Here is an 11,848-nt window from a genome sequence, read left to right as displayed (position 1 = left end):
CCCCACATGGTCGGCAGGGCGGAGAGAGCCGCCGTTCGGTTGGCCTTCATTGAATCGGAGGTCGTCGCCTCCTCGCCGCTGCGCCAGCATCCTTGCCGCCCGGCATCCAGGCTGATGGAACCGGCGCGAGCTTTCGACGTTATGTCGCGTCCATGCCAAGGGGAGGTTCGCCGATGACAGCCTTCATGCCGGTTACCGTGCGCTTTTGCGATAACAAAACCATGCTGGTCAGTTCGGTGGCCGGCGCAGCCGAGGCATTGCGCCACCAATGGCCCGACAAGACAGCACCTGGTTATCTCGAGGCGACGCGGCTGGTTACGCTCGCCGTCGAAGGCATCTGCTGCCAGCGCATTGCGTTCGACGCCTTCACCAGGGCGGCCAAGCAACAGAACATACTGGTGGCCAGGCCCAAAAGCCGCGCCCATGACTGGCTGAACGCGGTGGCTAGCCCATGAGGATCGCGCGCCGGCCGAAAAATTGATGCAACCGGCCGCCAGCGGGGCGCGTTTATCGATGCGGTAGTTGGAGCCGCGCGCAAAGCGAAGGTGAACGCCGTGGGTACGATGAAAACCGGAGTGCCGCTCAAAGTGCGGGTGGAAGATGAGATCGAAGAGATCGACAGCGTCAGCGAAGCCGCCGATTTTCTGCAGCGTTGGCCGCTCGAGCGACGCGGCCATGTCTACCGCAGTGCGCTGAACGCCTGCAGCGCGGCGATCGCCGCGCAGATTTCCGAAGCCGACGCCATGAAGGTGTTTACCGGCTTTGCCCGGGTGACCGGCATATTGGTCGACGAGGGCAACCCGGCGATGGCGATGGACGCAAGGAGCATGCAGAGCCGCACGCCCAAGCAAGGCCGGCAAATGCCGAAATAAGGTTTTGGCGATTTTGCTCCGGGCTTGATTCATCTCAGATCCTCCACCTCTGTGCAGCGAGGCAGCCCTTTCACCCAGCCTCCGCTTCGCTCGGCTGACCATTCCGGGGCGAGCCACGTGTCTCGCCCGTCCTTCGGACCCCCGAGGGGAGAGGAGACTTGCAGCCGTCGGTGCCCTCCTCTTCTCCCCAGCGGGGAGAAGGTGGCCCGAAGGGCCGGATGAGGGGGCTGGCGCAGCAACGGGAGAGCGGGCTCATCCCGCCACAAATACGCGGCGCTGAAACCGCGCCTGGTGGTAGGTGCAATAGCTTTTCAGCGCCCTGGTGCGCATGCCGCAGCACAGCATGTCGGCGCCCGGCCGGCTGCCTGGCGCATCGTTTTCAGAATCCTCCTCCACCGTCAAATCCAGCGGCGCGCGGCAGCGTGAAAACAGGCAATCGATGAAACGCATCGCCACGCCATGCGGCTGCCGGCCGATGGCCGCGCGCGGCGGCGCCGGCGTCTCCAGGCGATAGGCTACGCCGTCGGCGATCAGCACGCCTACCTCGCGCACGAACGAATGGCGCCTGGGCCGGGCCACTTCACGCCCGTCCTTGGTGGCAAGCACGCCATGCATCTTGCCGACGACAGGCGTCGCAGTCCCCGGGGCGCCAGTCGCCCGCTTGCTTTCAGCGCGCTTGCCCACCGCCTGTCCGGCTCGCGGCGGCGGCCCCTTGCCATTGGCAAAACCGATCGCGCCCAGCATGGCGTTACGGTGCACGATGCCGATGATGGCGTCGCGCGACACCGGGCTGCCGCGCAACGCGCTGAACGCGACTGCAATCCTGGAGGCTGAAAGCCCGTCCTTCAGCCAGCGGCCGATCTCGTGCAATTCCGCGTCGCTATAGCTTGCCATATCCAGCTCCATCCAAAGTTCGGCCGCGCGCCGTCGGGCAGCGTCAAGGTTCGACCCGGTGGCCGGGTCGCAGTCAGGTTGTTTTTCAAAAGCCGGCTGTCAGCCGACCAGCCTCAGCCGGATTGGGTAGATTTCCCGCCGGCAAGGTGCAGAAGCCGCGCCTCGGCCGTGTTCCTATCCAGGGCGGAAACCGCCCTGCCCGTTGGCCTGTCGAACAGGATGACGGTGCCGTCATCGGTGCGGATGCAGGAGCGGCCAGCCGAAAAAACAGCGCCGGCGCCATGCCGGTCGGATTGGGGGCCGGAGCCGCTGGGAGCGGCGTCTCCGGCCGTTCCGGTCGCCGGAGACGGGCGGACCGGACCCGGGGCTGGTGCAGTCAAGCACCGAGCCTCGGGCTTCATCCTGGCCGGGGAGGAGGACAGCCGGGATGAAAGGGGGGCGACAGCCGCCGGGCACACCGCGCACGGGGCCGGCGCCATTGCGCCATCAAAGGTGGACAGGTTTTGCATAACCATATATAAGCATAACTCACAAATTTATGCAAGCCATTCTTTCATAGACGAGAGCCACTTTCATCACTCACATGGTCGCCATGGCAAGAACGGAACTGTCGATCAAGGTCGGGGCGGCGATCCGCAAGGCGCGCAAGCAGCGCGGCCTGGTCATGCGCCACATCGCCGAGCACAACGACACTGATGTCGCCGCCGTCGGCAATTGGGAAACCGGCCGCAATCTGCCCAAGACCGAGAACCTCCTGAAGACCGCCGCCTTCCTGCGCGTCGACCCGGTGGCGCTAGGTCAAGGGCAGGTCGTGTTTCTCGACGATGCCGGACCGGTCGCCGATGCGGAGATCGTCACCGATACCGGTCCGCTACCCGCGGGGTCGATGGATATCGAGGTGCTGGGCGCGGCCGTCGGCGGCGACGATGGCGATTTCACCTTCAACGGCGAGCCGGCGGGTTACGTCCAGCGCCCGCCGGGGGTGCGCAACCTGCCGAAGGTGTTCGCCCTGCACGTGCTCTCGGATTCCATGGTGCCGCGTTATGAGCCCGGCGACCTGATCTATTGCGGCGGCCGCGACGCCGTACCGGGCGACCATGTGGTGATCGAGACCTTCCCCGAAGAAAACGAGCGCAACGGCAAGGCCTTCATCAAGAAGCTGGTCAAGCGCACGGCGGGCGAGCTGGTGGTCGAGCAGTACAATCCGCCGAAGACGCTGACCTTCAACCGCTACGCCATCAAACATGTCTGGCGCGTGATTCCGCTGAAGGAATTGCTGGGGTATTGAGGACGGGGCGTTCTTCCTTCTCCCCCCTGCGAGAAGGAAGAACCAGCGCTGGCACCCTTCCTTCGACAAAACTCAAGCCCGCCGTGATCCCTCCAGCGGCACCTCGCGCTCATTCAGCATCCGCGCTTCGCTGCGCACGCGCTGGCGCTCGTCGACAAACGCCGCCTGGATCGTAACCGTCGCCCCCGGCAGTCCGTCGGCACGGCAGGCCGAACAGACGATGCGGCCCGACAGAGCGGACAGCGGCGTATTCCCCGTCACCCCGAACCGCTTCAGCTGATCGGGTCGCCACCACCTGTTGCGGCCGCAATCGGCGCACTCGACCGAGATCGAGGCGACATGCGCGATTGTCGGCTCCTTGCCTGGTAATGCCATCGCCCCTCCCCATCCTTTTTGTTCCTGATTTGTTCGCATATTCCTGCGTTTTGAGCCGGGAGTCGAGTCGCAGTTTTCAAACTTTCGCAGAAGTTTTCTTCTAGTGTAATTTGAGTTATGCTTTCATATATATATAAAAATGTGAGTCGGACACGAACCTGCCCACTGCATCAGACCCGGGAGCGATAATGGACGCTTTTGCCGCCGATTTTGCCCGCTCCTGCGGTTACGCCGGCGACAGCCTGGCCCTGCTTGAAGCCTTCGAAGCCATCCGCCGCAACGGCATCGCCCACGCCCGTCAGGATCACGTCAGGCGCAAGGCGGTGATCGACGAGTTGAAACCGTCGCAAGCGCTGTTCCTGGCCGCGATAAGCCCGGCGCTCTCGGCGGAAGAGGCCATTGAGGACGCCGCCCGCTTCATAGCCTGCTGGCGCAACGTACCGCGCTGGCGCCAGGAGCGGCGCTTGCCAGACCTGATCAGGGCCAAGCAACAACGGCTGGTGGCACGGTATTTTCGTCGCCATGGCCATCTTCTATGGGCGCGCGAAGCAGCGTGAGGCTGGACCAGCCATTTGCGGGTTCCATCAGCAATTTTTTCTTTCTAGACTGCGCAGGGGTGGCTGATCGTCGACGTGCATAGTTTGGGATGTTCAAGACTGCCCGCCCAAAATTCCAAACCTGGATAACGGCCGGCGCGGGAACCACCGCCGCCCTGCTCGTCGCCGGCCTGATGGGTGCGTTCGGCGCCCTGCCCGCCCACGCCCCGCCGCAATTGCCGTCCAATGCCGCCATCGACGCCGGGCGCTGGCGGGTCCAGCCGGCGCGCGCCTATGTCAGCCGCGCCCGGCGAAGTGATTGGCCAGCGCCACCTTCGCCGCGAGCTGCATGAGGAGATCGCCGACCAGCACGCCGGCCAGCACGAGTGCCACGAGTTGCGGCCAGAACCGCCGCAGCAGCGAAAAACCTAGGGTGATCGGTCTGATGATATCGGCAAACATGAGGTTCTCTCACGATGCCACCCGCCAAAACCTTTCTAGCAAAGGACGGCTGTTTTGCAAGAAAGGGGGCTCCCCTTCTCCCCTTGTGGGAGAAGGTGGATCGGCGCGATAGCGCCGAGACGGATGAGGGGTGCGTGACGGAATGGGGCGTTGGCGTTCCCTGGAACACCCCTCATCCGACCTCGCTTCGCGAGGCCACCTTCTCCCACAGGGGGAGAAGGGAGAACCGTCCCCCTCACCTTCTCACCCGCGATTTCAGCCACCGGTCGAACGCCACCGCCAGGATCAGGATGAGCCCGATGACGATGCTTTGCGTATAGGACGAGACGTTGTTGAACTGCAGCCCGTTCTGCAGCACGCCGATGAGCGCCGCGCCGACCACCGTACCGCCGACCGAGCCGATGCCGCCGAACAGCGAGGTGCCGCCGATGACGACGGCCGAAATGACCGTCAGCTCGTAGCCGATACCGGCGACCGCTTCCGAGGAATTCAGCCGCGCCGACAGCACGAAGGCCGCGAGGCCGGCGAAGAAGCCGACGATGACATAAACCGAGACCAGAATACGGTCGACGCGCAGGCCCGACAGCCTTGCCGCCTCGGCATTGCCGCCGACGGCGTAGACAGCGCGCCCGTAGCGCGTGTAGCGCAGCACGATATGGCACAGGATGGCGGCCGCGGCGAAGATCAGCGCCGGCACCGGCACGGGGCCGATCAGCCCGGTGCCGAACCAGCGCATCGAGGCGTCGAAGCCCGAGATCGGGCCGCCGTTTGAGATGGTCAGCGTCAGCCCGCGAAACACCGTCAGCCCGCCCAGCGTAACGACGAAGGGCGGCACTTTCAGCCGGGTGATGACAAGCCCTTGCACCCCGCCGGCAGCAGCGCCCACAACGACGGCGGCCAAGAGTGCTGCGAACCAGCCGAATCCTTGCGTGCCGCTCGTCGACAGCGACAGCGTGTTGGCGGAGCCACCCTTGGCGACCACGGCGGCGACCATACCGCAGAAGGCGAGCAGCGAACCGACCGACAGGTCGATGCCGGCGGTGAGGATGACGAAGGTCATGCCGAGCGCGATCAGCCCGGTGATCGAGATCTGCCTTGTGATGTTGAACAGGTTGATCGGGTCCATGAAGCTCGGCTTCAGCACGGTGAAGACGATGATCAGCGCCACCAGGAACAGCAGCGGCCCGAAGCTCATCAAAAGCCGCGCGAAGTTGATGCCGCCGCGCTGATCCTGTTCCCCCGCCACGCTCATAGTGTCTCCTTGCGGTCGAGTGCCATCAGTTCCATCAGTCTTTCCTCGTTTGCCTCGACGCCCGGCATCTGGCCGGTGATGCGTCCCCGGCGCATGGTCACGATGCGGTCCGACACCGCAAGCACCTCGGGCAGCTCGGACGAAATCATCATCACCGCAATGCCGCGCGCCGCAAGCTGCACCAGGATCTGGTGCACCTCGGTCTTGGCGCCGACATCGACGCCGCGCGTCGGCTCGTCGACGATCAGCACTTTCGGATCGCGCGCCAGCCAGCGCGCCAGGATCACCTTCTGCTGGTTGCCGCCCGACAGGCCTTCGATAGCCTGCTCGGCCGAAGCCATGCGGATCGACAGCATTTTGCGAAACCCGGACAGCGCATCGCGCTCGCGCCGCTCGGCCATGAAGCCGAAACCGTTGCTGAAGCTGCCTAGCGAAGCGATGGAGAAATTCGGCAGGATGCCCAGCGCGGCAAAGATCGCCTGGTGCTTGCGGTCCTCCGGCAGCAGGCCGATGCCGAGCGCAATGGCGTCTGCGGGCGATGCCGGGGCGATCGGCTTGCCATCGAGCGTGATGGTGCCGGCCGCGATACGATCGGCGCCGAAGATGGCGCGCGCCAGCTCGGTGCGGCCCGAGCCGACAAGCCCGGCAACGCCGAGGATTTCACCGGCCTTGAGGTCGATGTCGACGCCGTCGAGCACGATGGCGTGCGGCGCTTCGGGATCGCGCACGGTGCGCAGGCCGCGCACCGACAGCACGACATCGCCGGCCACCGCGCGTTGCGCCGGCCGGGCGTAGAGCTCGGACGCCGCGCGGCCAACCATCTTCTCGATGATTTTGGGCAGGGCGATCGGTCCACCCTCACGGTCGAGATGCCCGGCCAGCCTACCGTCGCGCAGCACCGTCATGCGGTCGCAGATGGCGGAGGCTTCCTCCAGCCGGTGGGTGACGAACATGATGGCGACCTTGTCCTTGCGCAGCCGGTCCATGATCGACAGCAACCGCTGCACCTCGGTCTCGGTCAGCGCCGAGGTCGGTTCGTCCATGATGATCAGCCGGCTTTTCAGCGACAGGGCGCGGGCAATCTCGACCAGTTGCTGTTCGGCCACCGACAGCGCCGACACCGGCGTCATCGGATCGATGGAGAGGCCGACGCGGGCGATGATCGTGCGGGAGTCCTGCTCCATCCGCCTCCAACTGACCAGCCCGAGCGGACCGGTCGGCGCGCGGCCGATAAAGATGTTTTCCGCCACCGTCAGCGTCGGGATCAGGCTGAGCTCCTGGTAGATGGTGACGATGCCGAGCCGCTTGGCATCCTGCGGGCTGGATGGATGATAATCGGCACCGTCGAAAGTGATGCGGCCGCCCGACGGCGGCATGACGCCCGAGAGGATTTTCAAGAGCGTCGACTTGCCGGCCCCGTTTTCGCCGAGCAGGCCGAGGATCTCGCCGGGGCGGATATCGAGCGAGACGTCGCTGAGCGCGGTGACGCCCGAGAAATGCTTGGTGATGCCTTCGACGGCAAGCAGGATGGGTTCGGACGATGCGGCTTCAGCGGCTGGCGGCAAGGGTGGCTCCTTCCATGCAGTTGATGTCGCCTGTCAGCGCTTGAACGCCCCCCTCTGTCCGGCAGGACAGAGGGGAGCGCTGTCCCGCCGGCTTTGCCAATCGGCCGATCCCCGCCAAACCCCTACTTCGTCTCGCCAATCCGCTCCGCCTTGTCGAGATTGTCCTTGCCTATGACGATCGGCGTCAGCAGCACCAGCTTCTCCTTCGGCTCGGTCTTGTCCTTGGCAAAGGCCACCGCGATGCGCACCGCGGTGCGCGACTGCTCGCCGGGAAACTGCTCGACGGTGCCCGCAAGCTTGCCGTCACGCACCGCGACCAGCGCTTCCGGCAGTGCATCGAAGCCGTAGATCTTGACGTCGGTGAAGTTGCGCGCGGCACAAGCCTCCATGGCGCCCAGCGCCATGTCGTCATTGGCGCAGACGATGGCGTCCGGCTTGCCGTTGGCGGCAAGGCCGGCCTCGGTCACCGACAGCGCCTCGGCGCGGGCGAAGTTGGCGGTCTGCTCGAAGACGATCTGGTACTTGTCCTTCAGCGGATCGAGAACGTTGTGAACGCCCTTGTTGCGGTCGATCGCCGGGCCGGCGCCGGGCTGGCCCTGAAGGTGGAAGAGTTTGGCGCCATTGGGAAATGCCGCCACCACCGCGTTGGCTTCCGCCTCGCCGCCCTTGACGTTGTCGGCGCCGACATGGGCCAGGATGCCCTCGACGCCGTCGACGCGGCGGTCGATCGTCACCACCGGAACGCCGGCCTTGACCGCTTCCTCGATGGCCGGCGCCAGCGCGTTGACGTCGAGCGGCGAGATGACAATGGCGTTGACCTTCTGCACCAGGGCCGCCTCGATGTCGGCGGTCTGCTTGGTGGCCGAGTTCTGGCCGTCGCTTTCGGTCAAATTGACGCCTTGCGTGGCGGCTTCCGCCTTGATCTCGTTCAGCATGTGCACGAAGAACGGAAAGCCGAGACTGGGCACCGAGCCAAGGATGGTGAGCTTGTCCTGCGCAAACACCGAGGGCGCGGCGACCATCATGGCGCCGAAAGCCGCGGACGACAGCAGGAATTCACGTCTGTTCATGGGATCCTCCTCCACAAAAACGCACGACCCCGAAAACCGGGATCGGTTTCAGGAAGGATCATGCATCGGTTCAAAGTGTTGGAGCATCCTCCCTGCGCCCGAAAACGCATGCCGCTCCAGCTGGCCGCCGCTGTAAAAAGAGCCTCCCACCGACGCCTGCCTGGGGATGCTAACCCAGGGTCAACCATTTGTGCAACCTCGATATAACAGCGCTGTTCGGCAAATTATCGGAATTGTCGGATTTCTGGATCGTGGGCATGCTTCCCAGCACAATAGACACGGCGCATCGCCTCCTGCGGCCTATTTGGCGTTGACTGACTTCATATTCCTTATTGAAAGGCCACCATTAAATGTGTATAAATACACATGAAAAGCGCCGACATTATCCGCCTGTTGGAAGCTGATGGGTGGGTTGAAGTTGCCCGAAGGGGCAGTCATGCGCAATTCAAACACCGCGACAGGCTAGGGCGGGTCACCGTCCCTCATCCCAAGCGCGCTATTCCAATAGGCACCCTGCGCAGCATCGAAAAACAATCTGGACTGAAACTGAGGTGACGGCCATGAAGCAGTATATCGGACTTATCCATAAGGATGCCGACAGCGACTTCGGTGTGTCTTTCCCTGATTTCCCAGGCGTGATTACCGCCGGCAAGGATCTGGATGACGCCCGGTCCATGGCTGAAGAGGCCCTCGCCCTCCACATCGAAGGGTTGGTCGAGGATGGCGGGGCTGTTCCTGAACCCTCCAGTTTGGAGGCTGTGATGGCGGACGCCGATAATCGCGACGGTGTTGCAATCCTGGTCTCGGCCCAGACCCAGACCAGGAAAACAGTGCGTATCAACGTGACGCTTTCCGACGACATTCTCCAAAGGATCGATGCCTTTGCCGAAGCTCATGGCTATACCCGATCCGGGTTTCTCGCAAAGGCCGCTGAAAAAGTGATGGCGCTGGAAGCGGCGTGACCCGTATGAAGCCGCAAATCATCTGCCATATGCTCGCATCACTCGACGGCAGCCTTCATCCAAGCCGCTACACGACAAGTCCGGACGGGACCCGGGCGGAGTGGTCGAGCCTCTACGAACATATCCACAGTGATCTCGCGGCTGACGCCTGGATCGTCGGCCGCGTCACCATGGCCGAGATGAGCAAGGCCGCCGCGCACCCACCAGCCAATGTCGGCAAGGTCGACCGGCCCTATCATTTCGCGCAAATGGATGCGGGCAGTTATGCCGTGGCGCTCGATGCCTCGGGCAAGCTCCATTTTTCCAAACCCGACATCGGCGGCGACCACGTCGTGGTGCTGCTTGGGCGTGACGTTACCGACAGCCATTTGGCCGAGCTTGCCGCCGACGGCGTGTCCTATATCGTGTCGGAAGCGGCGGACATCGATCTCGCGGCGATGCTTGAGGTGCTCGGCAGCGAACTCGGCATAAGCCGGTTGCTGTTGGAGGGCGGCGCCGGCATCAACGGCTCCTTCCTCGCAGGCGGACTCGTCGATGAGCTGAGCCTTCTCGTCGCGCCCGCGATCGATGGACGCGCAGCAAACCAGGCCTTCGTCGAATTCGGCGAGAGCGGCCTGGCGGGCAAGACGCAGTTGTCACTGAAAAGCTGCAAGGCCTTGGCGCATGGGCTCGTCCATCTGCGCTACGCGGTCAGCCCTGCATAACCGGAATCCTAGCCGCTATGCAGCCCGGCTGGCGCCGCTTTGTCAGCGCATCAATACCGCATGGCATCGAGATCGGCGATCAGCGTCGGGCCGGTCGGGTGCCAGCCCAGCCGTGCCTGTGTCAGCGCGCTGGAGGCCGGCAGATCCATCGGCGCGAACATCGCCATCCAGCCGAAATGCTCCGCAGCCTTTTCCGGCGCGATGGAAACGACGGGCAATTTCAGGCCCCGGCCAAGCGCCTCGGCGATAGCGCGCACCTCGACGCCTTCCTCGCCGACCGCGTGATAGCGCGCGCCCGGCTGCCGCTTCTCCACGGCGAGCCGGTAAAGGCGCGCGGCGTCGAGGAGGTGGCCCGCGGAGAAGCGGTTCCGACCTTCGCCGACATAGGCCGAGACGCCTTTTTCACGTGCGATTTCGATGAGCGGCGTGATGAGGCCTTGCTTGACCGGATTGTGGACCTGCGGCAGGCGCACCACCGACACGTTGACGCCGGCGTCCAGCAAGGCATTGCCGGCCAGTTCGGAGGCAATGCGCGGATTGGGATGGCTAGGGTTGAAGACGTCTTCGATCGCCAGTTCGCGATGTCCCGGGCTGCCCATGCCGACGCCGGAGGTGATCACCAGCGGCCGGTCGGAGCCGGCCAGTGCCGAGCCAAGAGCGGCGATGACGCGCTTGTCCTTTTCGCAATTCTCGGCAAACCGCGAAAAGTCGTGGTCGAACGCCGTATGGATCACAGCCTCCGCCTTCGCCCCGCCGTCGCGCAGCCCCTCGGGATCCTCGAGCGTTCCCCGATGCACCTCGGCGCCAGCGGCGGCCAGCGCCTCGGCGCCGGCATCCGAGCGGGTCACGCCGATCACCTGATGACCCGCCTTGATGAGTTCGGGAACGATGGCCGAACCGATGAAACCGGTCGCGCCGGTGAGAAAGATACGCATGCAAAATCTCCTGCACAGTTGCCTGCGTAATATTGCTGGTCTATTATTCTATTAAAGTAGTGATCTTATCATGGTATAATGGCTAACAGGATGCCCTCCAATTCCGCCGGCTCACTGGCAGCGTTCCTGAAAGACCGGCGCACCCGGCTCGATCCGGCGTCCTTCGGCTTCTCGGGGCGCCGACGCACGCCGGGACTGCGCCGCGAAGAGGTCGCCCAGCGCGCCAACATCAGCCCGACCTGGTACACATGGCTGGAACAGGGCCGCGGCGGTGCGCCCTCGGCCGATGTCCTCAATCGCATCGCCAAGGGGCTGCTGCTGACCGAGGCGGAGCGTGAACATCTTTTCATGCTCGGGCTGGGGCGCCCGCCCGAGGTCCGCTACACCGGTGCCGAGGGTGTTAGCCCGCGGCTGCAGCGCCTTATCGACACGCTCGATGCCAGCCCCGCCATAGTCAGGACCGCCACCTGGGATGTCGTTGCCTGGAACCGCGCCGCGCGGGTCGTGCTGACCGACTACAGCGCCCTGCCCGAGGGCGAGCGCAACATCCTGCGCTTCATGTTCCTCAGTCCCCATATCCGCGCCAGGCAGCACGACTGGCAAAACCTCGCTCGTTTCGTGGTCGGCTCGTTCCGTGCCGATGCGGCACGCGCCGGCGCTGTCTCCGAGGTGCGCGAACTCGTCGACGAGCTTTGCAGCGCCAGCCCCGAGTTTGCCGCCCTGTGGCGGGCAAACGACGTGCTCAGCCATGGCGACGGGACAAAGCGCCTGAAACACCCGGAACTCGGCGATATCGAGCTTGAATATTCGGGCTTCGCGGTCGACGGCCGGCCGGATTTGAGCCTGACCGTCTACAACCCGGTCGACAGCGCCGTCGCCGACCGCATCCGCGCGCTGACTCTCGCCCGACACCCCAAAGAGTAAGGGCCTGAT

At 64.4% G+C, this 11,848-nt stretch carries 16 protein-coding genes and 1 pseudogene; 8 read left to right on the top strand and 9 right to left on the bottom strand.

The window, feature by feature from the left end:
- Positions 1-173 precede the first annotated feature (173 nt).
- Entirely contained in the window at positions 174-455 is a 282-nt protein-coding gene (locus tag AC0L24_RS29805; RefSeq protein WP_127268742.1) for a DUF982 domain-containing protein, read from the top strand.
- A gap of 108 nt (positions 456-563) precedes the next feature.
- The gene (locus AC0L24_RS29800; RefSeq protein ID WP_164749149.1) at positions 564-872 is read left to right on the top strand and encodes a DUF982 domain-containing protein; all 309 of its coding nucleotides are present in this window, start codon (positions 564-566) and stop codon (positions 870-872) included.
- A 252-nt stretch (positions 873-1,124) separates the two neighbouring features.
- On the opposite strand, the gene AC0L24_RS29795 is transcribed toward AC0L24_RS29800, so the two are convergent.
- Entirely contained in the window at positions 1,125-1,766 is a 642-nt protein-coding gene (locus tag AC0L24_RS29795) for a GcrA cell cycle regulator (protein WP_127321052.1), read from the bottom strand.
- A 113-nt stretch (positions 1,767-1,879) separates the two neighbouring features.
- Positions 1,880-2,146 carry a hypothetical protein gene (locus tag AC0L24_RS29790; protein ID WP_245481697.1) on the bottom strand — a complete coding sequence of 89 codons (267 nt, stop codon included), beginning with the start codon at positions 2,144-2,146 and terminating at the stop codon, positions 1,880-1,882.
- 203 nt (positions 2,147-2,349) lie between these two features.
- On the opposite strand from AC0L24_RS29790, the gene AC0L24_RS29785 reads away from it, so the two are divergent.
- Entirely contained in the window at positions 2,350-3,054 is a 705-nt protein-coding gene (locus AC0L24_RS29785; protein WP_127268739.1) for an XRE family transcriptional regulator, read from the top strand.
- A 72-nt stretch (positions 3,055-3,126) separates the two neighbouring features.
- Here the strand turns inward: AC0L24_RS29785 and AC0L24_RS29780 are convergent, their stop codons facing one another.
- A complete protein-coding gene (locus tag AC0L24_RS29780) occupies positions 3,127-3,429 on the bottom strand; it encodes a hypothetical protein (protein WP_127383501.1) in 303 nt (100 codons plus the stop codon).
- A 188-nt stretch (positions 3,430-3,617) separates the two neighbouring features.
- Here AC0L24_RS29780 and AC0L24_RS29775 point away from each other — a divergent pair, with 188 nt between their 5' ends.
- On the top strand, positions 3,618-3,986 hold the full coding sequence (locus tag AC0L24_RS29775; RefSeq protein ID WP_127809752.1) for a hypothetical protein: 369 nt from the start codon (positions 3,618-3,620) through the stop codon (positions 3,984-3,986).
- A 276-nt stretch (positions 3,987-4,262) separates the two neighbouring features.
- Here AC0L24_RS29775 and AC0L24_RS29770 read toward each other — a convergent pair whose 3' ends face one another.
- The 5 genes and pseudogenes from AC0L24_RS29770 to AC0L24_RS29750 form a co-directional block, all read right to left on the bottom strand.
- Positions 4,263-4,427, bottom strand: coding sequence for a hypothetical protein (locus tag AC0L24_RS29770; protein ID WP_164873689.1), 165 nt, complete (start codon positions 4,425-4,427; stop codon positions 4,263-4,265).
- 235 nt (positions 4,428-4,662) lie between these two features.
- Positions 4,663-5,679 (bottom strand): ABC transporter permease, encoded by a 1,017-nt coding sequence (locus AC0L24_RS29765; protein ID WP_027035281.1) that lies wholly within the window; start codon positions 5,677-5,679, stop codon positions 4,663-4,665.
- Positions 5,676-6,743, bottom strand: coding sequence for a sugar ABC transporter ATP-binding protein (locus AC0L24_RS29760; RefSeq protein WP_473564686.1), 1,068 nt, complete (start codon positions 6,741-6,743; stop codon positions 5,676-5,678). Before AC0L24_RS29760 ends, AC0L24_RS29765 begins: the two co-directional genes overlap by 4 nt.
- Positions 6,717-7,145 (bottom strand): annotated as a pseudogene (locus AC0L24_RS29755) (ATP-binding cassette domain-containing protein); the annotation flags it as partial. The gene AC0L24_RS29760 and the pseudogene AC0L24_RS29755, both read right to left, overlap by 27 nt.
- Before the next feature lie 221 nt (positions 7,146-7,366).
- Complete coding sequence (locus tag AC0L24_RS29750) at positions 7,367-8,314, bottom strand: substrate-binding domain-containing protein (RefSeq protein WP_013530574.1); 948 nt, start codon at positions 8,312-8,314, stop codon at positions 7,367-7,369.
- Between the two features lie 366 nt (positions 8,315-8,680).
- Here AC0L24_RS29750 and AC0L24_RS29745 point away from each other — a divergent pair, with 366 nt between their 5' ends.
- Genes AC0L24_RS29745 through AC0L24_RS29735 form a run of 3 tightly spaced genes read left to right on the top strand, consistent with a single transcriptional unit; the run spans position 8,681 to position 9,980 of the window.
- Positions 8,681-8,869, top strand: coding sequence for a type II toxin-antitoxin system HicA family toxin (locus AC0L24_RS29745; protein WP_127322198.1), 189 nt, complete (start codon positions 8,681-8,683; stop codon positions 8,867-8,869).
- 5 nt (positions 8,870-8,874) lie between these two features.
- Positions 8,875-9,276 carry a type II toxin-antitoxin system HicB family antitoxin gene (locus AC0L24_RS29740; protein ID WP_127322197.1) on the top strand — a complete coding sequence of 134 codons (402 nt, stop codon included), beginning with the start codon at positions 8,875-8,877 and terminating at the stop codon, positions 9,274-9,276.
- 5 nt (positions 9,277-9,281) lie between these two features.
- Positions 9,282-9,980, top strand: a complete 699-nt coding sequence (locus AC0L24_RS29735; protein WP_127811363.1) for a RibD family protein — start codon at positions 9,282-9,284, stop codon at positions 9,978-9,980.
- Positions 9,981-10,030: 50 nt separating this feature from the next.
- On the opposite strand, the gene AC0L24_RS29730 is transcribed toward AC0L24_RS29735, so the two are convergent.
- Positions 10,031-10,915, bottom strand: coding sequence for an SDR family oxidoreductase (locus AC0L24_RS29730; protein ID WP_473564670.1), 885 nt, complete (start codon positions 10,913-10,915; stop codon positions 10,031-10,033).
- 90 nt (positions 10,916-11,005) lie between these two features.
- Here AC0L24_RS29730 and AC0L24_RS29725 point away from each other — a divergent pair, with 90 nt between their 5' ends.
- Positions 11,006-11,839: a helix-turn-helix transcriptional regulator gene (locus AC0L24_RS29725; RefSeq protein ID WP_164873815.1), complete on the top strand. Its 834-nt coding sequence runs from the start codon at positions 11,006-11,008 to the stop codon at positions 11,837-11,839.
- Positions 11,840-11,848: the final 9 nt, after the last annotated feature.

The organism is Mesorhizobium sp. WSM4809 (genome assembly GCF_055811655.1).
The sequence above is the reverse complement of the archived record's forward strand: the minus strand, read 5'-3'. Positions and strand labels throughout refer to the sequence as shown.

Bases quoted from the DNA above. Each gene is read 5' to 3' on its own strand.
- AC0L24_RS29770 (WP_164873689.1), bottom strand. From the start codon at position 4,427: ATGTTTGCCGATATCATCAGACCGATCACCCTAGGTTTTTCGCTGCTG.
- AC0L24_RS29780 (WP_127383501.1), bottom strand. From the start codon at position 3,429: ATGGCATTACCAGGCAAGGAGCCGACAATCGCGCATGTCGCCTCGATC.
- AC0L24_RS29805 (WP_127268742.1), top strand. From the start codon at position 174: ATGACAGCCTTCATGCCGGTTACCGTGCGCTTTTGCGATAACAAAACC.
- AC0L24_RS29745 (WP_127322198.1), top strand. From the start codon at position 8,681: ATGAAAAGCGCCGACATTATCCGCCTGTTGGAAGCTGATGGGTGGGTT.
- AC0L24_RS29775 (WP_127809752.1), top strand. From the start codon at position 3,618: ATGGACGCTTTTGCCGCCGATTTTGCCCGCTCCTGCGGTTACGCCGGC.
- AC0L24_RS29765 (WP_027035281.1), bottom strand. From the start codon at position 5,679: ATGAGCGTGGCGGGGGAACAGGATCAGCGCGGCGGCATCAACTTCGCG.
- AC0L24_RS29730 (WP_473564670.1), bottom strand. From the start codon at position 10,915: ATGCGTATCTTTCTCACCGGCGCGACCGGTTTCATCGGTTCGGCCATC.
- AC0L24_RS29750 (WP_013530574.1), bottom strand. From the start codon at position 8,314: ATGAACAGACGTGAATTCCTGCTGTCGTCCGCGGCTTTCGGCGCCATG.
- AC0L24_RS29735 (WP_127811363.1), top strand. From the start codon at position 9,282: ATGAAGCCGCAAATCATCTGCCATATGCTCGCATCACTCGACGGCAGC.
- AC0L24_RS29740 (WP_127322197.1), top strand. From the start codon at position 8,875: ATGAAGCAGTATATCGGACTTATCCATAAGGATGCCGACAGCGACTTC.
- AC0L24_RS29725 (WP_164873815.1), top strand. From the start codon at position 11,006: ATGCCCTCCAATTCCGCCGGCTCACTGGCAGCGTTCCTGAAAGACCGG.
- AC0L24_RS29800 (WP_164749149.1), top strand. From the start codon at position 564: ATGAAAACCGGAGTGCCGCTCAAAGTGCGGGTGGAAGATGAGATCGAA.
- AC0L24_RS29795 (WP_127321052.1), bottom strand. From the start codon at position 1,766: ATGGCAAGCTATAGCGACGCGGAATTGCACGAGATCGGCCGCTGGCTG.
- AC0L24_RS29785 (WP_127268739.1), top strand. From the start codon at position 2,350: ATGGTCGCCATGGCAAGAACGGAACTGTCGATCAAGGTCGGGGCGGCG.